The organism is Flavobacterium saliperosum (genome assembly GCF_900100625.1).
Classification (GTDB): Bacteria; Bacteroidota; Bacteroidia; order Flavobacteriales; family Flavobacteriaceae; genus Flavobacterium; species Flavobacterium saliperosum.
In genome coordinates, this window is the sequence record NZ_FMTY01000001.1 from 494,649 (window position 1) to 520,613 (window position 25,965).

At 41.3% G+C, this 25,965-nt stretch carries 23 protein-coding genes; 3 read left to right on the forward strand and 20 right to left on the reverse strand.

The genetic code is table 11. The features are described 5' to 3' along the window. Positions 1 to 21: 21 nt before the first annotated feature. The 16 genes from BLQ05_RS02355 to BLQ05_RS02430 form a co-directional block, all read right to left on the reverse strand. A complete protein-coding gene (locus tag BLQ05_RS02355) occupies positions 22 to 261 on the reverse strand; it encodes a hypothetical protein (protein WP_035653932.1) in 240 nt (79 codons plus the stop codon). Further along, on the reverse strand, positions 251 to 832 hold the full coding sequence (locus BLQ05_RS02360) for a DUF420 domain-containing protein (protein ID WP_023575526.1): 582 nt from the start codon (positions 830 to 832) through the stop codon (positions 251 to 253). Before BLQ05_RS02360 ends, BLQ05_RS02355 begins: the two co-directional genes overlap by 11 nt. Next, positions 833 to 1,459 carry an SCO family protein gene (locus BLQ05_RS02365; RefSeq protein WP_023575527.1) on the reverse strand — a complete coding sequence of 209 codons (627 nt, stop codon included), beginning with the start codon at positions 1,457 to 1,459 and terminating at the stop codon, positions 833 to 835. 7 nt (positions 1,460 to 1,466) lie between these two features. Continuing rightward, positions 1,467 to 2,117, reverse strand: coding sequence for a hypothetical protein (locus BLQ05_RS02370; RefSeq protein WP_023575528.1), 651 nt, complete (start codon positions 2,115 to 2,117; stop codon positions 1,467 to 1,469). Positions 2,118 to 2,194: 77 nt separating this feature from the next. After that, positions 2,195 to 2,545: a cytochrome C oxidase subunit IV family protein gene (locus BLQ05_RS02375; RefSeq protein ID WP_035653933.1), complete on the reverse strand. Its 351-nt coding sequence runs from the start codon at positions 2,543 to 2,545 to the stop codon at positions 2,195 to 2,197. Between the two features lie 20 nt (positions 2,546 to 2,565). Then, a complete protein-coding gene (locus BLQ05_RS02380) occupies positions 2,566 to 3,543 on the reverse strand; it encodes a cytochrome c oxidase subunit 3 (RefSeq protein ID WP_023575529.1) in 978 nt (325 codons plus the stop codon). Between the two features lie 44 nt (positions 3,544 to 3,587). Continuing rightward, positions 3,588 to 4,169 (reverse strand): cytochrome c oxidase subunit 3, encoded by a 582-nt coding sequence (locus BLQ05_RS02385; RefSeq protein ID WP_023575530.1) that lies wholly within the window; start codon positions 4,167 to 4,169, stop codon positions 3,588 to 3,590. A gap of 6 nt (positions 4,170 to 4,175) precedes the next feature. Continuing rightward, complete coding sequence (cyoE, locus tag BLQ05_RS02390; protein ID WP_023575531.1) at positions 4,176 to 5,090, reverse strand: heme o synthase; 915 nt, start codon at positions 5,088 to 5,090, stop codon at positions 4,176 to 4,178. Between the two features lie 123 nt (positions 5,091 to 5,213). Continuing rightward, a complete protein-coding gene (locus BLQ05_RS02395) occupies positions 5,214 to 5,753 on the reverse strand; it encodes an SRPBCC family protein (protein WP_023575532.1) in 540 nt (179 codons plus the stop codon). A 56-nt stretch (positions 5,754 to 5,809) separates the two neighbouring features. Continuing rightward, entirely contained in the window at positions 5,810 to 7,951 is a 2,142-nt protein-coding gene (locus tag BLQ05_RS02400; RefSeq protein ID WP_023575533.1) for a capsule assembly Wzi family protein, read from the reverse strand. 75 nt (positions 7,952 to 8,026) lie between these two features. After that, the gene (deoC, locus tag BLQ05_RS02405; RefSeq protein ID WP_035653935.1) at positions 8,027 to 8,770 is read right to left on the reverse strand and encodes a deoxyribose-phosphate aldolase; all 744 of its coding nucleotides are present in this window, start codon (positions 8,768 to 8,770) and stop codon (positions 8,027 to 8,029) included. Between the two features lie 37 nt (positions 8,771 to 8,807). Beyond that, positions 8,808 to 9,206, reverse strand: coding sequence for a VanZ family protein (locus BLQ05_RS02410; protein WP_051365716.1), 399 nt, complete (start codon positions 9,204 to 9,206; stop codon positions 8,808 to 8,810). Further along, positions 9,196 to 9,576 carry a glycine cleavage system protein GcvH gene (gcvH, locus tag BLQ05_RS02415; protein WP_023575536.1) on the reverse strand — a complete coding sequence of 127 codons (381 nt, stop codon included), beginning with the start codon at positions 9,574 to 9,576 and terminating at the stop codon, positions 9,196 to 9,198. The genes BLQ05_RS02410 and gcvH overlap by 11 nt, the downstream gene beginning before the upstream one ends. A gap of 62 nt (positions 9,577 to 9,638) precedes the next feature. Then, positions 9,639 to 16,886, reverse strand: coding sequence for a T9SS outer membrane translocon Sov/SprA (gene sov / locus BLQ05_RS02420; RefSeq protein ID WP_035654069.1), 7,248 nt, complete (start codon positions 16,884 to 16,886; stop codon positions 9,639 to 9,641). Positions 16,887 to 16,923: 37 nt separating this feature from the next. Beyond that, positions 16,924 to 17,505, reverse strand: a complete 582-nt coding sequence (gene ruvA / locus BLQ05_RS02425; protein ID WP_023575538.1) for a Holliday junction branch migration protein RuvA — start codon at positions 17,503 to 17,505, stop codon at positions 16,924 to 16,926. Positions 17,506 to 17,601: 96 nt separating this feature from the next. After that, a complete protein-coding gene (locus BLQ05_RS02430; protein ID WP_023575539.1) occupies positions 17,602 to 19,896 on the reverse strand; it encodes an NADP-dependent malic enzyme in 2,295 nt (764 codons plus the stop codon). A gap of 264 nt (positions 19,897 to 20,160) precedes the next feature. On the opposite strand from BLQ05_RS02430, the gene BLQ05_RS02435 reads away from it, so the two are divergent. Both BLQ05_RS02435 and BLQ05_RS02440 read left to right on the forward strand, forming a co-directional pair. Beyond that, positions 20,161 to 21,327, forward strand: coding sequence for a phospholipase D-like domain-containing protein (locus BLQ05_RS02435; protein WP_023575541.1), 1,167 nt, complete (start codon positions 20,161 to 20,163; stop codon positions 21,325 to 21,327). Further along, complete coding sequence (locus tag BLQ05_RS02440) at positions 21,324 to 21,749, forward strand: DUF2062 domain-containing protein (RefSeq protein WP_051365717.1); 426 nt, start codon at positions 21,324 to 21,326, stop codon at positions 21,747 to 21,749. Before BLQ05_RS02435 ends, BLQ05_RS02440 begins: the two co-directional genes overlap by 4 nt. On the opposite strand, the gene queG is transcribed toward BLQ05_RS02440, so the two are convergent. The 4 genes from queG to BLQ05_RS02460 form a co-directional block, all read right to left on the reverse strand. After that, positions 21,750 to 22,673 (reverse strand): tRNA epoxyqueuosine(34) reductase QueG, encoded by a 924-nt coding sequence (gene queG / locus BLQ05_RS02445; RefSeq protein WP_023575543.1) that lies wholly within the window; start codon positions 22,671 to 22,673, stop codon positions 21,750 to 21,752. A gap of 168 nt (positions 22,674 to 22,841) precedes the next feature. Next, positions 22,842 to 23,864, reverse strand: a complete 1,023-nt coding sequence (ruvB, locus tag BLQ05_RS02450) for a Holliday junction branch migration DNA helicase RuvB (protein WP_023575544.1) — start codon at positions 23,862 to 23,864, stop codon at positions 22,842 to 22,844. 64 nt (positions 23,865 to 23,928) lie between these two features. After that, positions 23,929 to 24,234: a GNAT family N-acetyltransferase gene (locus BLQ05_RS02455; protein WP_035653937.1), complete on the reverse strand. Its 306-nt coding sequence runs from the start codon at positions 24,232 to 24,234 to the stop codon at positions 23,929 to 23,931. Further along, the gene (locus tag BLQ05_RS02460; protein WP_023575546.1) at positions 24,227 to 24,454 is read right to left on the reverse strand and encodes a (4Fe-4S)-binding protein; all 228 of its coding nucleotides are present in this window, start codon (positions 24,452 to 24,454) and stop codon (positions 24,227 to 24,229) included. The genes BLQ05_RS02455 and BLQ05_RS02460 overlap by 8 nt, the downstream gene beginning before the upstream one ends. Positions 24,455 to 24,546: 92 nt before the next feature. Here BLQ05_RS02460 and BLQ05_RS02465 point away from each other — a divergent pair, with 92 nt between their 5' ends. After that, positions 24,547 to 25,956 carry an APC family permease gene (locus tag BLQ05_RS02465; protein WP_023575547.1) on the forward strand — a complete coding sequence of 470 codons (1,410 nt, stop codon included), beginning with the start codon at positions 24,547 to 24,549 and terminating at the stop codon, positions 25,954 to 25,956. The last annotated feature ends 9 nt before the right edge of the window (positions 25,957 to 25,965 follow it).

Here is a 25,965-nt window from a genome sequence, read left to right on the forward strand (position 1 = left end):
CTTACGAATCTGCCTTTTTTATTATTTGTTTTCTTCTTTTTTCTTTCCGTATTTCAATCGGTAAATCGCATAGCCTATTGCGGCTACTAAGATATAGGGTATCGCCATCAGGTAAACGATTCCGTCGTTAACCGCACCTGCCTGCACTCCCGACTCTTCACTTTCCAAAGCCGCCCGACACATGGCGCATTGTGCTTCAACAGAACTGCTAAGCAACAGAAAACCGATGATAAATATCCAATTCCAGTTTTTAACTTGCATAGTACGGAGAAATCATTAAATAGACAATAACACCGGTAACCGCAACATACAACCATATCGGAAACGTAATTCTCGCAATCTTCTTGTGTCTTTCAAAGCTTTTGGAAATGGCTCTTACATAGGTAATCAAAACAAGAGGAATAATAATGATGGAAAGTAAAATGTGTGTTAACAATATGAAATAATAGAGATAACGTATATTTCCAACCGTTGCCTGTTCATCGGCATCCAACACTCCATTGTAGTTATAATCACCAAACACTGCCGATACCGAAGTCATGTGATAGGCCACATACATTCCTAAAAACACGACAGAGCAAGCAATTGCTGTTTTCATCAACTTCTCATGCAATCCACGGTTACCGTTTTTGACAGCCCATACTGCCGTAACCAACAAAATAGCCGTCAACCCATTAATGGAAGCGTAAATTGGCGGCAAAAAAGTCAGCGGCTGTACATCATAGCCTAACTTTTTAAGATTAACACCAAACAATAAGGCTACTACCAGAGGAATTACCACAGATAAAACCACAATCCACTTATTATATTTCTTCTCAACAGAATTTTCCATTTATTCTTCCAGTAATTTTTTAATATCTTCTTTTAACATATCGATGCCCGGTTGTTCCAATCCGTCGTAATACAAAATCGGATTGTCGAATTGGTCTCTTCGGCAACGAATATTGCCTTCTTTATCAATCAGGGCAAACATTCCGGAATGTTCGAATCCGCCATTCACGTTTTTATTTTCGGCGGCATAAAGATTGAAACCCGTTTGCGCCAATTTATGAATATAGCTCTTATCTCCGGTTAAAAAGTGCCAGTTGTAATGTTTGACTCCCAACTCCTGGGCATGTTTTTTCAAATGTTCCGGTGTATCCGTTGCGGGATCAATGGTAATGGAAGCAATCCCAAAATCAGGTTTCCCATAGAATTCCTTTTGCAACTGCAACATGTTCTGATTCATTTTTGGGCAAATCGTGGGACAAGTGGAAAAGAAAAATTCCACGACATACACTTTCCCTAAATAGTCCTTGTTGGATATTTTTTTATTGTTCTGATCGGTTAATTCAAATGACGGAACCGGACCTATCGTATGCAAATCGGCTTTTTGAAATTTAGCGATAATCTTCGGAACCGCCCAAATTCCAAATATCAGTACGATGAATGAAATCCCTATGTATGATTTGTTTTTCATTGCTCCTTTATATTTTTCGTTTGTTGTTTCTTTTCAGTGCCAAACGGTATTCCGCCAAAATAATCTTAACATCGTCGGCCATTTCATTATGCAAATCCGCGGCTGAAATTGTGTTATAGCCTTCACGATATTCGACTTCCCCTTTTTTATTTTTCCCTTTACGACCGCGAAGATTCATATCCTTATCGATGATATAAACGTTTGGGGTAGCCAGATTTTCATTCAGTTGTCCCACCAAATTCAGTTTTGCATAGAACGCTTTGATTTCCTCTGGTTTTGCGAAAACAAAATGCCAGTGGGACAAATCGGAAATTCTTCCCAATTCGGCCATCAGTTCTTTGGCATCGTTTTGCATTCCGTCCGGAGCCACCATCACCACCTGAAAATCTTTAAACTCCTTGTTCTTGTTGTAAATTTTCTGATCCAGATTAAAAGCGTTGCCTTTTTCCTTCAGAATTTCGGCCCCCGGGAATCCGAGAATCGTAATTTTTTCTTTAAGCTGAACAGGCTTACCGTCAAGGGTTGTCCAATTGGTTAACTCCGGCACATTAGGTGTAAGGGTAGGTAATTTAGCGAAATTGTTCACTCCGGAAGAGAAAAACAGATAGGCACAAATCGGGAGTGCGAACAAAACTGTGAGAACAATATATTTTTTCATTTGAGAAAGCGGTTTACTTGGGCACAAAAATAAAAAAAGGTACGCAATTGCGTACCTTTTTATAAGTTAATATGTTATTAAAATATCCATTTGTAATGAGACGTTTTAAACACATCAAAAACATAATTACCTTCTACTAGTAAGATGAACACTAAATAGAGAATTAGAAACACTAATGGTCCAACTATTGACCATCTTAAATTACTTTTTTCACCTTCCAAGTGCATGAAAGCCCACATGATGTAGTAAGCTTTTACAACTGTCAATATGATGAATATCCAGTTCAATAAGTTCATTGACAAAAGGTTTGTCATATATAATGAATGTGGCTTAATGATTCCTAAGAAAACTTCAACGATAGTAACTACCGATAAAAGTGCAAAAACCAACCAGATTCTTTTTGTATTCGATTCGTGTGCGTGTCCCATGATACTTCTTAATTATATAATTACACTAAATAGAAGAATGTAAATACAAACACCCATACTAAATCTACAAAGTGCCAGTACAATCCAACTTTTTCAACCATTTCATAGCTTCTTCTTTTCTCATACGTTCCCAGAATAACATTGAAGAAAATCAAAATGTTAATCAATACCCCTGAGAATACGTGGAATCCGTGGAATCCTGTGATGAAGAAAAAGAAATTAGCGAATAATTTATGACCGTATTCATTGTGTTTAAGGTTAGCCCCTTCCACCACTAATTTCGCTTCTTTCAAACGCTCTAAAGATTCTTCTCTGGACAAAACAGTTTTCTTTTTATCCTTGTTCAAATACTCGGAACGGATTAATAAATCCGGGTTTGCTTTAAAGCCTTCCACTACTTCTTCTACAGAATAGGTAGGAAGCGTTTCACCGCTTTCGAACCAAACACCTAAGTTTTTCTCTTTTTGAACTCTGTCTTTCGGTAAGTGTGCCGCAAAATCAGCTAAAGCCACACGCTCTCCTTCTTTGTTCACAAATTGAAGAATGGATCCGCCTGTAGTTTCGATTGCTCCGTGCGATCCTTTTATGAAGTTTTTCCACTCCCAAGCCTGTGAGCCCAAGAAAATGAAACCTCCCACAATAGTTAACAGCATGTAAACCGCCACTTTGTTTTTTTGCATCTTGTGTCCTGCATCGACAGCCAAAACCATAGTCACAGAAGAGAAGATTAATATAAAGGTCATTAAGGCCACATAATACATTGGCGCCTCAACACCATGTAAGAACGGAAAGTGTGTAAACACTTCGTCGGCAATTGGCCAGGTTTCAATAAATTTAAATCTTGAAAAACCGTAAGCAGCAAGGAATCCGGAGAAGGTTAAAGCATCTGATACGATAAAAAACCACATCATCATTTTGCCATAACTTGCTCCCATCGGCTCGTTTCCGCCGTCCCAAGTTTTTCCGTTAGTAGCTGTTGTAGTAACTGTCGCTCCCATTGTAAAGTTATTAGTTAAAAAGTTCCCAAATTTACATTTTTTTTCTATTTGTAGAAATAGAAAAATAAAAACAAGTACAACCACAAGAAGTCAAGAAAGTGCCAAAACATCGCACCAAGCTCTATACCAAGGGTTTGAGTGGAATTGTATTTTTGTTTAAAATGATTATAAATTATAATTAAAAGTGCAAAGATGCCACCTACAAGGTGTACAACATGCACAATAACGAAAGCATAGAGAAAGGCAATCGTTATAGTACTGGATGGTCCGGTTGGTACAAGACCGCTTTCGAACAATTCATTGAAACCCGAAAATTGAAACCAAAGGAATACTATTGCCAAACCTAATGTTATCAATAAAAAGACGGAAGTCTTACTTCTGTCGTCTTTTTTTATGGAAAGTTTAGCCAAATGAAACGTAACACTACTTACCAGCAAAACAACAGTACTGATAACAAATGCTCTTGGCACTGCCAAATCACTGATCCAATCCGGACGTGATTTACTGATAACAAAAGCACTGGTTAATCCGGCAAAAATCATCACCACACTCATCATCCCAAACCAAAGCAACATCTTGTAAGATTTTGCTTTTCTCTCATTGTGTTCCTGAACTGACATTTCCATAATCTTCTATCGTAAAAATTTATCTATAACATATACTAACTGTAATAACGAAATATAAGAAACGCTCACCAACATTAATTTTCGAGCGGCTTTCTCATCCATCTCCTTATATAATTTCACTGCAAAATAAAGCATCCATAACCCGAGCAGCAATACCACACCGGCAGCCACAAAACTCAATTGCAGTTCACCGGTAAAACCAGACACCGGAAGCAACGAAGCGATAATCAGCCAAATGGTATACAAAATGGTTTGCAATGCGGTTTTCTTATCCTGTTTTCCCGTAGGCAACATAAAGAAACCCGCTTTTTCATAATCTTTATACAAAAACCAACCAATCGCCCAAAAATGAGGGAATTGCCAGAAAAACTGAATCAAAAACAAGGTTCCCGCTTCGATTCCGAAGTTATTGGTTGCCGCTACCCATCCTAACATGAACGGTATGGCTCCCGGGAAAGCACCCACAAATACCGAAAGTGGCGTAATGGTTTTTAAAGGCGTATAAACACTCGTATAAAGAAAAATGGAAATCGCACCGAACATCGCCGTTTTGGGATTGATACTGTACAAAATTGCCAATCCGACAAGGGTTAATACAGTTCCCATAACAAAAGCATTCTGTTTGGACAATCTTCCGGAAGGAAGTGGACGGTTTTTGGTTCGATCCATCAGCGCATCCAAATCTTTTTCAATGATTTGATTAAACACATTCGAAGCACCTACCATGCAATACCCTCCAATTGCCAACAAAACAAACGTCAACCAGGAAAAAGGAAATTCTTCTGAAACACCAAGCAAATACCCTACAATAGAAGAAAAAACAACACTAATCGCCAATCCCGCCTTTGTGATTTCTTTAAAATCGATAAGGAGAGAAGCTATTGTTACTGGTTTTTCTGAAGTATCCAAAGTGGTTTTCATTTAATTCGCTAAACGGTGCGCAAATATACTTCAAAATTTATATTTTCTCAATAACAACCTCTTAAATTCAAGCCACTGAATACGATTTAACAAAAAAGGCAAACTTTCGTTTGCCTTTTGCCATTAGTGTTCCAAAAATGTTTTCAAATCATGTAATCCGGTTTGCAATACGCCGCCCAATTCTTTCTCCATATCCATCATTACCAGCATGAGATTCATCGGATAGTTCATACTCCCTTTAAAACCCCACTTGAGTTTGGTTTGTTTAGGCGAAATGGCTTCTGTTGTAAAATACGCATCGTCTTCGGCTTCAAAAGGCTCCTTAAAGCGCAATTTGAAATCTATCCGTTCATTTTCAACAATATTAACTATCTCCTGCTCCCCTTTTCCCACTTCGTCATTCTCACTATCCCAAGAGGAAACAAAACCCACTTCACCATCATTTCCTTTGTAGTCTTTTTTCATGTTCGGATCTTTCTTGTTCCAAACACTGAAATTGTCTTGGTTCTTCACCATTTTAACATACTTGAAGACATCGGCTTCCGGTCTGTTAATCACAACTTCTCTTTCAACCGCATACTCTTTTTCAACAAACAAGCCTGCGATCAGTAGTATTGCAATTACCGCAACAACAAACAATAGTAGTTTTTTTAAAATTCCCATACACTTAAAATTTTTTAGTTGATTTTTAAATGTACGAAATATTTTCCTAAATAATGCTAAAAATCATAATACCAGTTAAATAGATCCGAACGAAGTCCTATCGAAAACCAAGTTGTGCTTGATTTATTAACGTTTAAAGTTTCGGACACTACTTCTTTAGTTGGGTCAAAATTTCTGTAAATCAAATTCCCGAATACCTTTAGGTTCATCGTCGGATTTACCACATATCCTGCTTGTAAATCGGCAATCATGATGTTTGTTTTATTTCCTTGTCCAACTTTCACACCGGTATCCGAATAACGTTCCACATCGTATTCACGATAGATATCCCCTCCGTAATTAGAATTAGCGATTGGATTGGCAATTGGATCTGCTGATTTTTCAAAATCAAAGCCTTTAATTCCGTATACCAGTTTCGCATCGGCAAACCATCTTCCTTTATAATATCGCCCAATGGCAACAAATTCCTTAAAATTGGCTCCCCATAAGTGCCCCATACTCTGATTGTTGTGTGCGTAATTGGTAATCGATCTGCTGTGGGAATACACATAAGGGCGTACGTGGTTGTATTCGGCCTGGAGCAACAGGTTTTTGATTTTAAAAGCATCATAATATTTAGCCCCTACCTGATAACCGAATTTGTTTTTCCAACTCTGCTGACCTCCTTTCATGTCCCCCAACGAAAATTCGTCCAATAAAAACTGTCCGTAAAGATTGACCTTACTGTTCCATTTGTATTTTGAACTAAAACCCAACGTGGCATTACCGCTTCGGGAAGAGGAGGCAAACTCGACGGTACGGTAAAATATAATAGGGTTCACAAAGTTCAGATCAAACCCTCTGTCGTTGCTGTTGGTCCAGATAACCGATTCAAACAAACCAATATTCAGTCTTTTCGAAGCATTCCAACTTAAATAATGATTTGCCATGTACTTGGTTGCATACGTACCGTCTACTGTAACCACATCACGTACATCTTTCAGCCACATATAGGTATTGGTGTATTTTATTTTCCAGAACGTGGTATTGATTTTAAAATACGGATACGGACTGGCAGCATCACTTGTTAATAATGAACGATACCCATCACCAATAAAATTCCTGCCATAACCCAACTGAAGGTTAATCATTTTATTGGGTACATACGTCAGATTGGCTTCGGCTGAAGGAAAATCATAGGCATCGGTTTTGAATTCTTTGGCAATCCCGATTCCCGGTATAATGGCTGGATTTCCTCCAGATGGCGCCATCGATTCCGCATACGCATTGTAATAGTCCGCAAAACGCCCCTGACTCTCGAAAATCGAAGTGGAGAAATTCAATTGTTCTCCCAAACCACCCTGAATCTGGATACCACGAGTATTCACAAACGTATTGTCGACTACTTCACTACTAAAATCTTTTCCCAAACGGAAATCAAAAATCGGATTCATCGTAAACCAATACTGTTCCCCTTGAATGGCCACGGTGTTTTCATTCCAGATTTTACGTCCGAACCAAGAGCTTTTTTGCAACATGTTCTTTTTATACTCCCCGGCCACATCGTAATAACGGGCAACCTCAACATAGGAATATGGTTTTGAAGCCGTGTGGTTGTTGGTTCCAACCTGGTTCATCGAGGCATCAAACTGACCGTAGTTATTGTGTGTAAAAGGAACATTAAGATAACTTTTGAATTGCGGATTATCGAATTTTTTATAGACAATTGTCTCATATTCCTTTGACTCGGATTTGGGATCAATCGTATTGTTTTTCGTCGCATTTTCCACAACCGCTGCAGCCCCGAAAGGACTTGGCTTTACCAACGGAATGGCGATTTTGACTGAATACTTTGAATAAGTGGGTTTTCCGGCATATTTTGAAGGTTCTACCTTGGGCAATTGCGAAAACACGCGCTTGGTTTCGTCTATCAACTCGGGGTAAGCCGCATCGGTGTACAATATTTTAAACGCTCCTGTGGTATCCACCTCAAAAAGCGCAATCACATTTCCTTTGTATTTTTTTTCAGTCACAACCTCAGGCACTTTGAAATTATCGTAAATAAAACCCTGAAGCTGATTGTAAAAACAGGGTTCCTGCTGACTGACATCAGCGGTTCTACACTCCGGAAAAACCGGAAACTGTTCTTTGATATTGGTTTGTGCCAACGCAAGCTGACTAAATCCTAAGAAAAAAAATAACGGTACTAAGTATTTCATTTGTATCTTTTTATTGCTTTATTAATGATTGAAAAAAACATACACAATTCATATTCGCATGTCCGTTCGCTTCATTTAGTATTCATTTTTGGAAACTCCCCCATTGGCAATTGCCTTAGCTGATGAAGTTCCAATTCGTTTAACGCCTAAAGCAATCATTTCAAGGGCTTCATCATACGTTCGCACACCACCGGCAGCTTTTACCGGAAGTGGAAAAGAGTTTTCAATCATTAATTTTATTGCCGGTACGGTTGCCCCGTTAGGTAATCCGTCCTGCGTTTTATAAAAACCGGTAGACGATTTCACAAAAACATTCGCGTATTGGTCTTCTTTAAAGTTGGCCATTACCACATTTTTTATCAAAGCGGATAACTGAACAATCTGATGGTCGTTCAATGCGGCGACTTCAATAATCCACTTTACGATTTTGCCGTGTAGAAGTCCCAAACGTGTTCCCTCGAAAACCTGTTTTTTTACCAATTCGGTTTCCCCTCTTTTGAACGCTTCATAATCCACCACATAATCCAAATCATCGGCACCATCCTCGATGGCTTGTGCCGCTTCTTTCAATTTATCTTCAAGCAAACCGTTACCGTCGGGAAAATCTATAACGGTTCCTATGGTCACTTTGGAATTGGCCGCTGTAATCATTTCTTTTGCCATCGCCACCATATCGGGACGAATCATGATGAGTTTGAACTTTTCATCAATGGCTTCCTGAACAAAACCTTTCACAACAGCAGTATTTTCAGCTTTGGTTAAACCGGCCTGCGCTGCTGTTTTCAAATAGGTTGAATCTAAATAGTGTCGTATATCCATGGCATAAAAATAAAAAAATCCCACCGAAGTGGGAGATTTATTTGATAGTATTTTTAATTGTGTTTCTCTTTCTGATTTTTTCGGCAACAAACAACACTATAATTGCTATAACACTACCGGTTACGTTGGCCAAGATATCAAACAAATCGGCTTTTCTGGAAGCGGTAAACTGTTCCTGACAAACCTCAATGACGGCTCCGTAAACCAATGCGGACAGCACAACAAGAATCGCTTTCCGGGCAAAACTCCACTCTGGCATTTCTTTAGTTAAAAACAAAAACCACAAGATGGAAAAAACAAAATAGAAAAACGAATGCACCGACTTGTCCTGACCGATAATGGATACTTTGGGTACATCACCAATACTTACCAAACAGGCGATGGTGATACCGAGCGTCCAGAGAATCGCTAAAAGAAAATTCTTCTTATGCTCCAATCAATTCTTTATAAGCCGCATCAGATAACAATCCTTCGATTTCCGAAACGTCAGAAATTTTCACTTTCACCATCCAACCAGCTCCGTACGGATCGGAATTCACAGCTTCCGGAGTAGTTTCCAGTTCCTCGTTAAACTCAACAATCTCACCAGAAAGCGGTAAAAACAAATCGGAAACGGTTTTCACGGCTTCCACTGTTCCGAAAACTTCATCTTTTGCCAAAGTCTGGTCTAATGTTTCCACTTCAACATAAACAATATCTCCAAGTTCTTTTTGAGCAAAATCTGTAATTCCTACAGTTGCAATATCGCCATCAAGGCTTACCCATTCATGGTCTTTTGTGTACTTTAAATTAGCTGGTATGTTCATTGTGTTTATTTTTTATTCGACAAATGTATATTTATTCGGGGTAACTATAAAATGTTTTTTCCTTAATTTCCAAAGTTATATCGCAAGGTTAATCCCGAACGGATATTTGTTATTGGGAAGGTGGTTGAAATAACGGCTTTTGAGAACGAATGATCGTAATAGAAAATGGCTGTCAGGTTTTTACTGAAGGAATAATCCGTTGTGAATTTAATCGACCAGATGTTTTGTCCGCCACCCAGCTGATTGTTTTCATAATCAAGATAACGCACAATCGTTTTGTTGTTTCGGAAAGACACATCGGCTTTAAAGTTTAAATCACTTTTGATGACTCCGGAAGGATCTTCGGCAAGCATGCTGCTAAACGTGACATCTTTTACACGATACCCAAGACCGATGATGTATTCATTTCCTTTGACTTCCGTCAATAAATTATTGTCAAAACTCAATGACAGGGCGCGATCCCGTTTCATTTCGGCTAAAATCTTGAATGAGTTTTTCATTTCAAAATCCAGACGCACCAACGGGTTAAACTGCTCTACTAAATTCACGTTTGAAATAATCGTTTTTACAGGGAAATTCACGGTACCCGAACTGACATTCGGATTCGGGTCGTTGTCATACTCGAAATTCGAACGGAAGGAATTAATCGTATACGATGCGCGGTATCCATGTTGCAATGAGAAACGTTTGAAGGTATCTTTAAACCACTGGTAACGCATTAATCCGGTATATTTGATATTCCAGTTTGGAATAGGCACATCGCGGAACGGACCGGTTTTTACGTTGGACGCATCGGTACCGGTGTAGGCGGCATAGAACGCAGGAAGTAAAACCGCCTGACTGTTTTTACCGTACCCTTTCGGATACCCATCCGCATCGATGTTTGTAGGATCATTAATATCAATACCCCTTCCGATTGCCAGTCGGTTAGCTATTTTCAAACGATTCTCCCTGAATTCATTGAAAGCATCCGACATATTTTCGTCGCTTTGACTGAACGCCGTTTTAATCAACACCGTTGACATCGAATAATTACCATAATTGTAGGGCGAACGCGGATTGTACTGCCCATCTCCGGAAACATCGTATTGCTCCGAGTAATTTTCACTCAAGACCCTGTCGGCCGTAAGATCAATTTTAAAATCTGGGAAGAGTTCCAACTGTCCTGTAATGTTCAGTGTTTTGTTTTTAACCTGAGTGAAATTCTGATTGAATTCCGGATAATAGGTTAACCAACCGTTCTTAGCGGCTTCATAACGCACATCTGCCTGACTACCCAAAACAAAACCAACCGTAGGTTTTGAAGTCCCCAGAAAGCCCACTCTTTGCAGGTAACCCGGAAGCATTGTTCCTTCATTTTGCGTATAATTCACCTGAAGCGTTTTTAATGCGGTAGCCAATCCAATCATCCTTTCGGCCAGCAACCCTCTTTCATTGGTATTGTTTGTAGGCTTTGGCGCTAATTTCTGTCCCGGTTTCGGTGTTGCCGGTTTCACGGGTGCGACAGGTTGTTTTTTTGCTTTATTGGTTAATCCGATATAACGATACAAAAGATCCATATTGAATGTGGTATTCAGCTTGTGAGAACCCGCATTCTGTATCGTATTCCCCAAAGAAAACTCAACTCCTCTGTACTCAATGGAAGACATGGCGTCCGAAGAACGCTGCCAGCTGTAATCGCTGGTATAGGAATACACGGATTTCACAAAACTCAGCGCCGGAATTTTGTTAATCGGCAAATCGTAATTCACCACCAATTGCTGGGTATGCATGTTCGCTTCTCCGATATTGAAGTAGTCATCCCAAATCGTCAGTTCATCAATTGGTCGTTTGTTTTCATCAAAATAGTTACGTACAATATTATTGGTTGCCACCGTATAATTGAAACGTAACGCTTTAGTCAGATTAAAATTGAAACCGTAGTTATAATTGAACAAATAATTTCTTCTGTACAACGGGTCCAGGCCGATACCTTCGACTTCCACCTGACGGAACTGCTGTCTGTTATACTGACGCAGGATGTTGCTGGAAAAAGCAATGGTTGTTGGCAAATAGTTAAAATTGAAATCGCTTAACAACTTCCAATACGTACTTTTCTTCATGAATTTGGTATTCTTGAAGGGCTCCACCGATTTTGGTTTGAAAGCGAAAGCATAATCCGCCGATGATTTGACCTGTTGATCCACTAGGTTTTCAATCTGAAAATCATGGTGTTCCATTTCGTTAAACGAGTGTGACAGCGTTAGGTTTTCAGGATCATAAAAACGTTGCTTCTGTTCCGGCGCACGCTCTTTCTTTACCCCAATGAAGTTAATACTGGTGCGTTTCGTATAATCTATGGCGCGGTTTTTTATATTTCTTTTTTCTGCCTCGTCTTCGGTAACATCTAACAATTGCTCCAATTCGATATCCTGATAAAAAGGATCAAATTTCGGCGTGATCGTTTCTTCTCCAACAGCGTAGTTAAACGGAACAGTGATACCCCATTTTTTAGGCAACAGTTTCCCTACATTTACATTGGAAACCACGTTGTACTGGAACACATCTTCACGACTGCGCTCATTCGGACCTTCTTCCAGACCTCCAAAACCAATGGTTGATTTTCTTCCGGTTGCCGACACATTGGCAAAATCAGCAAAATTCGTATCCATATTGGCTACAGCTGCCCAACCGCCTTTGTTGTCCATATCCGACATACGAAGTTCATTAAACCACACCTCTCCTTTAATTGGTGAAGCGGTGTTTTTATTTTTAAGACCCACCATAATGGTTCTTACCAATCCGAAATTAGGATTTCCTTTAATCCCCAAAGTAAGTTTATCGGACGAAGAGCCTAAAAAGGTTTCATCCACAAACTGAATACCATCGGTCAAATCACTATCCGGAGGAAGTGTTCCCTGCAAGGCCATGACTTTCAATTTCGTCAGCAATTCCAGCGGCAATTCAATTTCATTTTCGGAAGGCCAAATCTCTTCGGCGGATCTAGCACCGGCACCGGTAACTTTAAGAGGGATTTCAATCTGATAGAAATTTTGCGTAAAATCATTACCGAATCTCAGGAAAGCCACCATCTCATCATCAAGAAGAAGATCCGTATCATCCGCAGATTCCGCATGTAAAAACATTCTCAGTTTTTTAAATTGACGCATGTCCACGCTAACATTCTTAAACACCGCACGCGCATCTTTTTCTTCCAATCCTCCCGATGCGGCTCCATCTTTACTGTACACTCGCAGCGAAAGCGATTGTTCATTCTGATTGATAATGGAGTTGTTATTGTTCAGTTGTTCCCTTTCCACGCCCGGAGGCATTACGTAAGGAATTGGGCTTCTGCTTCCGTTTTCCTGAATATTTAAAGCGGTAACATCGAAACCGGTATTGTCATTACTGTTATCCGTTTCGGCATCCATAGACGACAGGTAACGTCTCCATTCGCCGCGAACCAAATCCAACGAGCCGAAACGAAGGGTTAACTCTTCATCAAATTCCGAAAGAAACATTCTCATGAAGCGTATAGAACGGAAATCGGAAATGGAACCTACCGTATTTGCTGCCGTGGCTTCCAAAATAGGAATCTTATACAATACCCATCTCACTTTTGTGGTTCCGTTAGCAATAGGCACGGCATCATTAACTCGCGTGTCTACCACATAATTCTGTCCCACAACCGGATTGGGTTCAATCGGGATTTCAAACTTATAATATGCGTTAATGGTATTCATCGTGTTGTCACGATTGATATCTTCCACGTCAGGCAAAGTAGAGGAACCTCTGTTGGTATCCGACAAGGACACGGGTGAATTTCCTTCTACGCCATTGTAGTTTTTATAGCGCTCAATTACATTTCCACTGGTATTGAGATAATATTGATAATTGTCGGCAGCAGGATCCGGACTGGACGCGAATGTCGGATGTTTTGCCGCTTCTTCGGCATCATTAAGTCCATTAAACCCTAAATCCTGAACCGCACGATTGCCTTCATCCGAATCAAAAGCATAAATTAACGATTGGGCGGCAGGAATTTTACCCCAGTTTGTCGTGTAAGTCGGTAATGTAGAACCTACTTCCGGCAATCCGTTCTCGTATAATTTTCTTCCGTCGTTAAGGATGTCTTCCGAAATTTCACCTAAGTTAATGGTTAATTTACCCGTGTTGGTAACTGGTGTTGTATCGTCTGGGTTTTGACCGTAAAACGGGTCCATCATCCAAAACTGGATGTATTCCACATTTGACTGTTCGAAATTCGTTGAGTTTATGGATCGCATGATTCCTCCCCAGTTATCCGACGGGTTTGCCAAGGCATTTGTGGCAGGATTCGCCAGACCGCTGAAATTGTAAGGCCCTCTTTCTCCCGGATAATAGGTCAAATCCAGGGTGCTTATTACCGTGGTTTGTCCTTGAGCGATATCGGTGTTCGGATATAATTCTTCGCTGTATATTCTTCGCACCCGGTTGGAACGCAAGTCGGCTTCCGAGATGCCGTCCGGTCGTTGTGAATCGACATAGAATATTGGATCTACCGTATACCATGACAATTTTGCTCTTTTGAATCCAACGGACAAATCATCTGAAGGCGGTGTTGATTCCCCTGCCACTCCGTCCAAACTCCCTTCCAAAGGAGTACTGGCCAACGACCAGGCCTGAGGCGCTCTCATGTCGATGGTGGATTGCGACCCTTCAAAATCATCGATATATACGGTTGACTCCCCGTTAAATCGGTCGTTTTTGGAATTACCGGGCATTAAATAGGCAAATTCCCCTCTGAAAGACAGGTTGGAAGGCACGTCCGTATCAAGATTTGGCAATTTATTCACCATTCGGGTAAAGAAAGGTACTTCCGTAGAGAAATTACCATTCACTCCCACTATGGTATTATTAACGGATTCCTGACCGTAATTTGATTTTTGGGTAAACGGTTTTTCAGACATCCTAAGGAATGATCCCGACAATTGGAATTTATCACTAAATTTATGTTCCACGTTCAAGCCGTAAAAACGTCTTGTCTGTTGTCCGAAAACCGAGTTGTTTTCAACAGAAACCTCAATAGGTGTGGTCGACAGGGACGGATCTAAAATCTGCACACGGCCTCTTTGGTAATCTACGGTGTAATCCACCCCTTCTACCAAAACCCTACCGCCGGCAGACACCACCACAGATCCTTGCGGAACATTGAAGGCGCCGATTGAAATACCATCTCCTCCGGTGGATTTGAATTTCCCTTTTAACTGAAATTTGTTTTTCTCACTGTCCTGAAGCGCCAAAGCCTGTGTTTTCTGATATAAATTTCGGAAAACGTATTTTCGCTGATTCGCATTATAATCGGAACCAAGAGTAGGATCTCCATTATAGTTTTCGGTTGATGTCGGCGAACTTTTTAGTTTATCAAACAAATGTTTTCCGAAAGGCTCCACGGTAGTGAAAATAATACGTCCGTTTTGTGGATCAACCGTCATACCCGGAATAAAATCAAAGAAGCCGTCTCCTCCCACTTGCGGGTCATTGGTATAATTAAGCTTGTCCACATTGAACACCCTTAAAAGCGGCGTCTCCGCTACGGCTTCATCAATATTGGCCGTTAATGGATTATCAGTCGGAAGCGGAATAGCCGGTTGGGTTATCCCTCCGGCAGGAGCCGGATTAATATAATTCAGTGGTGACGGATCGGTATACACAATATTGAAACGGAAATCTTCCTGAGATAACTGATAGGCGCCCGGAATCTGATAAATGTTTTTCATCATTAGATTCCACACCGGCTGATCGATATTGTTCAGATTGCTTTTCAGCATTTTCAATATCAGACTCTGTGTTGTAGGAATTCCGGAACTCACATCGGTGGCATCCACCCCGTCGGTTCCGAATTCACCCACTTGATAAATTTCGTCCCCTATGGTATACTGATAGGCCACGGCCAAGACTTCATCATTCGCCAATCGCTGATTCAGGGAAATATATCCCAATTGCGGGTGGTAGGTATAATCGTTTGGCGACAATTTTCTGGCATTTTCCAATTTGGTATAATCTTTACCTTCTACCGCAGCAACCGGCGCATTGAATCCGTTGCTTGCGGTTGCCACATCCCGTATGGCCGGATTAAGTAATCCGTTGGCGGTTGCGATACGTGCCGGATCAAAAAGGTTGTTGCTGTTGTCAGACGGATCATTAAACTGGGATCCGTTATAAAAATTGGGCACTCCCTGATTGTGAACCCCAACAGTTGTAGCGGTAATATCCACCCCTTGCGAATCCGTCAATTGTCCTTCTCCCAAATCCTGTAAGGCAATGATATTCCTTAAGTTATTGTCGGTCGTATTGATACGGTTTTGCTTGTTGGTAATCCAAACCTCAATACGCGTAATTTGTGCCCGACTGCTAATAATCGGATAGGTTTTTAAGGCATCGTCGTATTTGTTACGGAAATATTGCGAAAGGAAATAGTGTCTGTCGTTATCGTAGTCCAAGGCGAACAATTCGAAATCCTGCAATGTTCCTCCGCCTTGAGCGGTTACAGATTTGGTCTGCGATTTCTGTTCCGAGAAAACTCCGGTTATGGTTGTCTTTCCAAACTGTAACTGCATTTTTGCACCGAATAAACTCTGTGCGCCACGAATCAGCGAACTGTTTAATGGAAAACTCACGTTTCCTACTTCAATTTTCTTGATGATGTCGTCTTCGGTTGGCGTGTATTCTAATTTGATTAAATTCTGAAATGCGAACGTGGATTGCGTATCATAATTGGCATTGACCATCAGTCGTGTTCCGACTTTCCCCTGCAAACTCAAACTGATTCGCTGATCGAAATCGAAGGTAAGACTTTTTCGGTTTCTCGGTGAGAAGGAGGGATTATCCTGTTTTGTGAAGCGGATTCCCAAATCCATTTCAACGGAACCGGTTGGTTTCACGTCGATGGTATTGCCTCCGAAAATGGTTTCAAACAAGCCAGAATTAACATAATAACGTGGTAATAAATCTTTTTTAGCCTCTTCAGCGCCTTCTTTTTTCCCGTCAATGGCGTCGAGTTTCTTTTGGAAATAATCCCGCATGGATTCACGGGTTAAAAGCTCTTCGTATTCTTTAGGCGTTAAAATAATGGGGTAATTGATATTGAATCCGTCAAAGGTTTTGGTATAAATATAACGGTCCGTATTCGGATCATAGGTGTAGGCTTCCGTAATACTTTGGGGATTGGCCAATTGAAGTTGACCCAAATCAACACCTGTCTTAACCGAATCCTGCTCCTCTTCATCTACCTGAGCCTGAACGGAAACCCCAAAAAGCACCAACAAAAGGGTTAAGCCAAATTTATTTATCTTGAAAAAGTCTTTAAGGTATTGCGTTTTCAAAGGACTAAAGGTTTTTTAAAGCTTGTTTAATAATCGATTCTACGGAAGCGTCAATATTCTCTTTCACGATTTTATCGACCACTTTTTCCGCCGCTTTTCGTGCAAAACCTAAAACTTCCAAAGCAGATAACGCTTCATCTTTATTTGTATTGCTTTGCGAAAAGGATACTTCTTCCAAATTGTATATTTTCAGCACTTTATCTTTTAAATCCAGTATGATGCGTTGTGCCGTTTTTGCTCCGATTCCTTTTATGGACTGAACCGTCACAACATCACCGGACGCAATGGCCTGAATAATCTGTTGCGGTGCAATGGAAGACAGCATGGTTCTTGCCGTACTGGCTCCCACTCCGGAAACCGACAACAACAATTTGAAAAGTTCCCTTTCAGCTTTTTCCACAAAACCGAACAACGTATGCGCATCTTCTTTAATCTGAAGAAAAGTATATAATTTCAGATGGTCCGAATTGGGCAGTAAAGAAAAGGTGTGCAAAGAAATATTAACCTGATACCCCACCCCGTTGCAGTCAATTACAACTTCGGTTGGTGTTTTTTCCACTAATTTTCCCTGAATATGTGCTATCATACGTATAAATTCATTGACCAAAAATAAGAAAAATCTTTTACCCTGATAATCAGAACAGATGAAGTTCCGATTTATCGGATAAAAGATTCATTTCGGTTATTTTTTTAAAGCCTGTTTAAGTCTCTTTTCTTTTTCCTGTGCGTCCACAACCGCCACAGCAGCCATGTTTACCATTTCCTCTACGCTGGCACCCAACTGAAAAATGTGAACCGGTTTGTCCATTCCCATCATAATCGGACCGATGGACATGACCTTGTTCAGTTCCTTCAGCATCTTGTAGGTGATATTGGCCGCATCCAGATTAGGAAACACCAGGGTATTTACTTTTTTGTTTGCCAATTTTGAGAACGGGAATTTGCTGGCCAACATTTCCTGGTTCAGCGCGAAATCGGTTTGGATTTCACCGTCGACGATTAAATCCGGGTGGTGTTCGTGAAGGATGTTCACAGCCTTTCTTATTTTCACCGCGCTTTCATCGGATGAGGAACCGAAATTCGAAAACGAAACCATGGCTATTACCGGTTCCATTCCGAACATGCGAACGGTTTTCGCCGCCATTAGTGCAATTCGTGCCAAATCTTCCGCCGAAGGATTCGGGTTGATGGCCGTATCCGCTAAAAAGATGGGACCGCGTTTGGTCATCATCATGTTAGTGGTTGCAATTCGGGTCACGCCCTGTTGTTTCGGAATTAACTCCAACATCGGTTTTACTACTGTTGGATAACTTCTGGAAAATCCGGTAACCAAAGCATCGGCTTCCCCTTCATTCACCATCATGGCAGCAAAATAGTTTCGCTCGCGCATCCATTTTTGCGCATCCAATAACGACGTACCACGTCTTCTTCTCGACTCCCAATACGCATTGGCAAAACGATTTCTTCTTTCTTCTTCTTCTTTCGTTTTCGGATCTATGATTATTACATCTTCGTCAAAACCGATTTCGTTTTTAAGTTCGATGATAGTTTCTTTATTACCTAACAAAATGGGGGTTCCGATACCCTCTTCCATCACAATTTGGGCGGCTTTCAGCACATCCAGATGATCGGCTTCCGCGAAAATCACTTTTTTCGGATCGGTTTTCGCACGGTTAATCAGCAAACGGACCATTTTATTGTCGGAGCCCATTCGCTCTAACAATTCATCGCGGTACTTGTCCCAATCCGTTATCGGAGAAAGCGCCACTCCCGATTCCATGGCTGCTTTGGCAACAGCTGGCGGCACTTCGGCAATTAAACGCGGATCGAACGGTTTCGGAATAATATAATCCCGACCGAAAGTCAGTTTTGTTTCTCCGTAAGCGATGTTTACCTGTTCTGGCACCGAAGCTTTCGCTAAGTTGGCCAGGGCAATAACCGCCGCTTTCTTCATTTCTTCGTTAATTTTTGTCGCACGAACGTCAAGCGCTCCACGGAAAATAAACGGGAAACCCAGTACGTTGTTCACCTGATTAGGATGATCGGAACGACCGGTTGCCATGATAATGTCTTTTCTCGTTGCAATCGCCAAGTCGTATTTGATTTCCGGAGTTGGATTCGCCATGGCAAAAACAATCGGGTTATCGGCCATTCCCAATAACATTTCTGGAGTTACAATATCTCCGGAAGACAGTCCGATGAAAACATCAGCGCCTTTCATCGCGTCCTGAAGTCCGTCGAAATGTTTATCGGTAGCATAGGCGCGTTGCATTTCCGAAATTTTAGGATCGTTTTTTCGCAATGCCCCTTTACTGTTGAACATCACGATATTCTCCGGTTTCACCCCGAAAGAAACATACAGGTTCGCACAGGCAATTGCTGCCGAACCGGCTCCGGAAATCACCATTTTCACGTCTTTCATTTTCTTTCCGGCCAACTCTACTGCGTTCAGTAAAGCGGCTGAAGAAATAATGGCGGTTCCGTGTTGGTCGTCGTGCATTACCGGAATATTCAGTTCTTCCACCAAACGTCTTTCGATTTCAAACGATTCCGGCGCTTTGATATCTTCTAAGTTGATTCCTCCAAAAGTGGGCGCAATGTTTTTTACCGTTTCAATGAATTTCTCTACGTCTTTGGTATCGACTTCAATATCAAACACATCAATATCCGCGAAAATTTTAAACAAAAGTCCTTTTCCTTCCATTACCGGTTTTGAGGCTTCGGGACCAATATCGCCCAACCCTAAAACCGCAGTACCATTTGAAATTACGGCTACTAAATTTCCTTTTGCGGTATATTTATAAACGTTGTTAACGTCTTTTTGGATTTCTAAACAAGGCTCTGCAACTCCGGGAGAATAGGCTAAAGCCAAATCTCTTTGTGTGGCATATTTTTTAGTAGGAACAACCTGGATTTTACCCGGAGTGGGTTTTGCGTGGTATAATAAAGCTTCTCTTCTTTTACTGTCTTTGTGCATGGTTTGTTTATTTACTAACTAACAAAGATAAAAGGATGTACAGAATAATTGAAATTTTTAGTCGTATTCTTTGAAAAACTTTTCTTATTATCTAATTACCAATTAATTACTATTTTATTTACAGGTTTTTACACGGTTTTTCAACTCAAAAGATTCCGGAAAACCCGGAAATAACAAAAAAGTATTGCTCATCTTACAAATTATTGCTAAATTGATGGTTGCCTTACTTTTGACACAACGCCGATTAACTTCCGAAAGGTAAAAATGAAAAGAGACACTCCATCAAACGCAATAACTGAGAAAGTTTCACTGGTTCACGGCGGAAGCGATTTTTTTGACCGTCTTGAAGCATTAATTGCTGATGCGAGATCTGAAATTCATTTGCAGACCTACATCCTGGAAGAGGACGCTACCGGCACCAAAATAAGTAACGCACTCAAAAAAGCGGTTTCAAGAAACGTAACGGTGTATCTTTTATTGGATGGGCTGGGATCGCGGGCTTTGTCGGATAAATTTGTTGACGATATTAAGTCGTCCGGCATTCAATTTCGCTTTTTTTCTCCGTTATTATCCTCCAATTCCTTTTATTTCGGAAGACGGCTGCACCATAAAATTGTAGTGATTGATACCCAAACCGTTTTAATTGGCGGCATCAATATTGCCAAAAAATATGAAGGCACTCCATCTGAAGCGCCCTGGTTGGATTATGCCGTTCTGATTCATGATGAGACAACCGCTCGCCACGCGAAATCCATTTGCCATTACTATTTCTTCAAAAAGAGAAAACGTTTTTTTGAAAAAACCGTATCGGACGAACCGAATAATCCGACGACTACAACCCTGCTCCAAAACGATTGGCTCCGTCGTAAAAGCGAAATTCAGAAAACCTACATCAAATCCATTTATACCGCTCAAAACGAAATCATTATTGTTTGCGGATACTTTTTACCCGGAAAAAAACTGACCAAAGCACTTGAAAAAGCGGCACAAAAAAAAGTACGCATCCGGCTTATTCTTTCGGGAGTGTCGGACGTTCCGCTGGTAAAGGAAGCCATCAATTACTACTATGCGTTTTTATTGCGGAACAACATCGAACTCTACGAATGGAACCAGTCCATTTTACATGGAAAAACGGCAGTTGTGGATCAAAAGTGGACTACCATCGGCTCCTTCAATTTGAACCATTTGAGTTCCTATGCCAGTATTGAAATGAATGCGGGAATCGATTCGAAGCCGTTTGCGGAAAACTATCAAAAGCATCTGGAAACGATTATTTCACAATGCACTCCCATCACTTCCGAATCGTTTCGAACCCAAAACAACGTTCTGACCCGTTTTAAGCAATGGGTTTCCTATTACATTGTGCGTTTTTTCGAAATCCTGCTCACGTATTTGCCTTACAACCGTTTTCTAAAAAGTATCCTGAAATGAAATGGAAAGATGTAGTTGCCTTCTTTTGGAAAATTGCCAATTCCAGAAACAGTACCGCTGAAATTGCCTGGGGTGCCGCCATTGGAACCTTTATAAGTGTGTTTCCGACTTTTGGTTTCGGCACACCGATTGTTTTGGTCTTAAGCCGACTACTCAAATTCAATTTGGCGATTGCCGTAGCTGCGAGTGTTATTTCCAATCCGTTTACCAGTCCGTTTTTCATGTATCTTAATTACAAAGTCGGCGCACTGATTTTAAACAACCCCATTGCTTTTGACATTGACAACTGGAAGGAAAATCTGGCCGACACGGGTTTGAGTATTTTAATCGGATCCTTCCTGGTTAGTGGATTTATGGCTTTACTGGCCTATTACTTTTCGAAATTCATGGTCGAACGCTTCCGAAACCGAAAAAAAACATGATTATTTCAGGAAATCAATGTTGCGTTTCAGACCGGTTATTTTAGCCCGTTTTAAAGGGGAATTTGTGAACACTTTTTCAAAGGTTTCCTGCGTAATTTCTTCCCAGTCTTTTTTAGTATAGGAAAGCAATTCGGGATAGGGTGTAAAGAGTGGCTCGCTATGTGCTTTTGAGAATTTGTTCCAGGGACACACATCCTGGCACACATCGCAACCGAACATCCAATCGTCGAACTTTCCCTTCATCTCTGTCGGAAGATTGTCCTGCAACTCAATCGTATAATAAGAGATGCACTTACTGCCATCAACCACATAGGGTGCGACAATGGCTTCGGTGGGACAGGCATCGAGACAGGCCGTACACGAACCACAATGATCGGTGGTGGCGTGGTCGTAATCCAATTCCAAATCCACAATTAGCTCGGCGATAAAATAAAAAGAACCGACTTTTTGCGTAAGCAGATTACTGTTCTTGCCTATCCAGCCCAAACCGCTTTTAGCCGCCCAGGCTTTGTCCATTACGGGGGCAAAATCTACAAAAGCCCTGCCGGAAACCTCCCCGATTTCGGCTTTGATATAATTGAGTAGTTTTTTTACTTTTTTCTTAATCACATTATGATAATCCTTACCATAAGCGTATTTTGAAATCTTATAAGTCCCTTCGGTTTGTAGTTCAGGTGGGTAATAATTCAGCAATAGTGAAATCACACTTTTGGAATCCTCCACAAGTAATGTAGGATCCAAACGCTTGTCGAAATAACTTTCCATAAAACTCATTTCCCCGTGGTAGTTTTGCTTTAGCCAATGTTCCAATCGCGGGGCTTCTTCTTCCAAAAATCCGGCTTTCGAAATACCACAAGACAAAAACCCGAGGCGCTGGGCTTCGGATTTAATCATTTGGGTGTATTTTGATTGTTGGTTTACCATGTTTGTTTGTACTACTTAAAAAAATCCTCTACCGCAGATTTCACAGATTTTCGCAGATCTTCTTGTACTGGTTGCATTAGGGATAGAGCAATTGTCTGAGCTCTTTTTTAGTGGAGCTTGCGGAACTAAAAAAAGCGAGTGCGAAAGCCCGACCCAAAGGGGAATGCCCTAAAAGAGTCCGCCCTGAATATTCGTTTTGATTTTCCCGAGATGCTTGTAGGCTTTCTCTGTCGCTTCCCTTCCTCTTGGCGTGCGCATGATGAACCCTTCCTGAATTAAGAACGGCTCGTAGACTTCCTCGATGGTTTCGCCACTTTCGGAAACAGCGGTTGCCAAAGTGGTTAAACCTACAGGGCCGCCTTTGAATTTATCGATAATAGTGGTTAGAATCTTGTTATCCATTTCGTCCAGACCGTGAGCGTCTACGTGCAAAGCTTTCAGAGCGAATCGGGCAATTTCGATGTCGATTTTCCCGTTCCCTTTGATTTGCGCGAAATCACGAACACGGCGTAAAAGTGCATTGGCGATACGTGGTGTTCCTCGGCTACGGCCTGCAATTTCAATCGCGGCTTCCATGGAAATCGGCACATTTAAAATCGAGGAACTTCGTTGCACGATGGTCGTTAACAATTCGGTATTGTAATATTGCAAGCGGCTTTGGATTCCGAAACGCGCGCGCATGGGTGCTGTCAACAATCCTGAACGGGTTGTCGCGCCCACCAAGGTAAACGGATTCAGGTTTAACTGTACCGTTCGGGCATTGGGACCGCTTTCAATCATGATGTCAATCTTGAAATCCTCCATGGCCGAATACAGGTATTCCTCCACAATGGGACTCAAACGATGGATTTCGTCGATGAATAAAACGTCACGCTCTTCCAAATTGGTTAACAAACCTGCTAAATCGCCGGGTTTATCCAACACGGGTCCGGATGTGATTTTGATTCCCACGCCCAATTCATTCGCTAAAATATTGGCCAACGTGGTTTTCCCCAATCCCGGAGGTCCGTGAAAAAGGGCATGATCTAAAGCTTCGCCACGCTGATTGGCCGCTTCCACGAACACTTTCAGGTTTTCCAATACCTGATCCTGCCCCGTAAAATCGTCGAAACTTAACGGACGTAATGCTTTTTCAATATCGACTTCCTGAGGTGTAAAACGCTCTTTGTTAGGATTCAGATTTTCATTCATGGAGCAAAGATAGAAAGAAAGTAATCAGATTACAGTGTTCAGTCGGCAGATTATAAACTGAAAATCAAACGTGATAACCCGAGGCAAGAATTTCCTTCCATTCCGGATGTCTTTTGACATACGCCGCCGTGAATGGACAAAGTGGCGCCAGTGTATAGCCTTTTTCTTTTATCCAGGTGAGTGCAAGCGAAATCAATCGGGAACCCACACCCTTACCTTCCAATTCCGAAGGCACTTCCGTATGGGTTACAAAAACGATATTGTCGTTATTCATTATGTATTCAGCGAAAGCGGTATGATTCTCCAACTCGAGCTCAAATCGTTTCTTTTCTGCATTCACTCGGAACAGCGCATCGTGAAAATCATGCATTTTTGTCTTTATTATAGTAAAACGATAAGGCTCCCGAAGGGCATTTTTTTACCTGTTCCGTCATGGCATCCGAACTGGCTCCGCGAACATTGATCCACGGTTGCACTTTGGGACGGAACACTTCCGGCAAACCACGCACGCAATTTCCGGAATGCTCACACAAATGCTGTTTCCAAACCACAGTAATTTCACCGTTGGTGTATTCTTTTTCACTATCCATAATCGTAAGAATTTAGCTTTATGAAAGTTACAAAAAAAGTAGCAGTAAAAAGTTATGTTTTTATATCTTTAGCAAGATTTAACACAAATTATATGCAAGACGAAAACCAACATTTAAAACGGGAATTGGGATTATTGGACGGCACCATGCTGGTGGTGGGTTCCATGATTGGCTCCGGAATTTTTATTGTAAGTGCCGATATTGCCCGACAAGTGGGCTCGACTGCCTGGTTATTACTGATCTGGCTGTTGTCCGGACTGATTACGATTATAGCCGCGGTGAGTTATGGCGAATTGAGTGCCATGTTCCCCAAAGCCGGAGGACAATATGTTTATTTGAAAGAAGCTTATAACAAATTAATCGCGTTTTTATACGGATGGAGTTTCTTCGGCGTGATTCAAACCGGTACGATAGCAGCCGTTGGTGTTGCTTTTTCGAAATTCGCCGCCTATCTGGTTCCTTTTGTAAGTGATGAAAATATCTTGTATGAAATCGGTTCCTTTAAATTGAATGCGGCACAGTTTGTTTCCATTTTTACGATTATTCTTTTAACGTATATCAACAGTCGTGGGGTGAAAAACAGCAAAATGCTGCAAACGGTTTTGACGATTATTAAAATTGCTTCGCTGGTTGGACTGATTGTTTTCGGTTTGACATTAGGAGCCAAAGCGGAAATCTGGAATGCGAACTGGACGGACGTTTGGGCTACGAAAACCTTTAATGCTGAAACCGGAACGTGGTTACCTATTTCAGGAACGGCTTTGATTACCGGAATTTCCGCAGCGATGGTAGGCTCTTTGTTTTCGAGTGATGCCTGGAACGGCGTTACCTTTATTGCCGGCGAGATTAAAAATCCGCAACGTAATGTGGGGCTGAGTTTGTTTTTGGGGACCTTTATCGTAACGATTATTTATGTTTTGGCTAATGTGATGTATGTGGCTGTGGTGCCTTTGGAAGATATTGCTTTTGCCAAATCCGACCGGGTGGCGGTAGTAGCGGCGAATAACATCTTCGGCAACATCGGCACCCTGATAATTGCGGTCATGATTATGATTTCCACTTTTGCCTGCAACAACGGACTGATTATGGCGGGAGCACGCGTATACTATACGATGGCAAAAGATGGCTTATTCTTCAAGAAAGCGGCGCATCTGAACGAATTCAGCGTTCCGGCTTGGGCACTTTGGGCGCAGTGCGTTTGGGCTTCGGCATTATGCCTTACCGGGAAGTATGGTGACCTTTTGGACTTCGTGGTTATCATCGTATTGATTTTTTACATCCTGACCATTTACGGCATCTTTATACTACGCAAAAAACAACCCGATGCGGAACGACCGTACAAAGCGTTTGGCTATCCTTACCTGCCCTTATTTTATATCGTGGTGGCTTCGGCAATCAGCATTTCCCTTTTAATCACCAAGTTCTCCACTTGTGGCTGGGGCGTATTGATTATGCTGGCGGGTATTCCGGTCTATTATTTAACCAAAGGAAAAGAGCAATAAGCACTCACT

Bases quoted from the DNA above. Each gene is read 5' to 3' on its own strand.
- queG (WP_023575543.1), bottom strand. From the start codon at position 22,673: ATGGTAAACCAACAATCAAAATACACCCAAATGATTAAATCCGAAGCC.
- BLQ05_RS02370 (WP_023575528.1), bottom strand. From the start codon at position 2,117: ATGAAAAAATATATTGTTCTCACAGTTTTGTTCGCACTCCCGATTTGT.
- BLQ05_RS02365 (WP_023575527.1), bottom strand. From the start codon at position 1,459: ATGAAAAACAAATCATACATAGGGATTTCATTCATCGTACTGATATTT.
- BLQ05_RS02400 (WP_023575533.1), bottom strand. From the start codon at position 7,951: ATGAAATACTTAGTACCGTTATTTTTTTTCTTAGGATTTAGTCAGCTT.
- ruvB (WP_023575544.1), bottom strand. From the start codon at position 23,864: ATGAATGAAAATCTGAATCCTAACAAAGAGCGTTTTACACCTCAGGAA.
- BLQ05_RS02360 (WP_023575526.1), bottom strand. From the start codon at position 832: ATGGAAAATTCTGTTGAGAAGAAATATAATAAGTGGATTGTGGTTTTA.
- BLQ05_RS02385 (WP_023575530.1), bottom strand. From the start codon at position 4,169: ATGGAAATGTCAGTTCAGGAACACAATGAGAGAAAAGCAAAATCTTAC.
- BLQ05_RS02375 (WP_035653933.1), bottom strand. From the start codon at position 2,545: ATGGGACACGCACACGAATCGAATACAAAAAGAATCTGGTTGGTTTTT.
- deoC (WP_035653935.1), bottom strand. From the start codon at position 8,770: ATGGATATACGACACTATTTAGATTCAACCTATTTGAAAACAGCAGCG.
- BLQ05_RS02380 (WP_023575529.1), bottom strand. From the start codon at position 3,543: ATGGGAGCGACAGTTACTACAACAGCTACTAACGGAAAAACTTGGGAC.
- BLQ05_RS02440 (WP_051365717.1), top strand. From the start codon at position 21,324: ATGAAATGGAAAGATGTAGTTGCCTTCTTTTGGAAAATTGCCAATTCC.
- BLQ05_RS02355 (WP_035653932.1), bottom strand. From the start codon at position 261: ATGCAAGTTAAAAACTGGAATTGGATATTTATCATCGGTTTTCTGTTG.
- ruvA (WP_023575538.1), bottom strand. From the start codon at position 17,505: ATGATAGCACATATTCAGGGAAAATTAGTGGAAAAAACACCAACCGAA.
- cyoE (WP_023575531.1), bottom strand. From the start codon at position 5,090: ATGAAAACCACTTTGGATACTTCAGAAAAACCAGTAACAATAGCTTCT.
- gcvH (WP_023575536.1), bottom strand. From the start codon at position 9,576: ATGAACATACCAGCTAATTTAAAGTACACAAAAGACCATGAATGGGTA.
- BLQ05_RS02435 (WP_023575541.1), top strand. From the start codon at position 20,161: ATGAAAAGAGACACTCCATCAAACGCAATAACTGAGAAAGTTTCACTG.
- BLQ05_RS02430 (WP_023575539.1), bottom strand. From the start codon at position 19,896: ATGCACAAAGACAGTAAAAGAAGAGAAGCTTTATTATACCACGCAAAA.
- BLQ05_RS02460 (WP_023575546.1), bottom strand. From the start codon at position 24,454: ATGGATAGTGAAAAAGAATACACCAACGGTGAAATTACTGTGGTTTGG.
- BLQ05_RS02455 (WP_035653937.1), bottom strand. From the start codon at position 24,234: ATGCATGATTTTCACGATGCGCTGTTCCGAGTGAATGCAGAAAAGAAA.
- BLQ05_RS02395 (WP_023575532.1), bottom strand. From the start codon at position 5,753: ATGGGAATTTTAAAAAAACTACTATTGTTTGTTGTTGCGGTAATTGCA.
- BLQ05_RS02465 (WP_023575547.1), top strand. From the start codon at position 24,547: ATGCAAGACGAAAACCAACATTTAAAACGGGAATTGGGATTATTGGAC.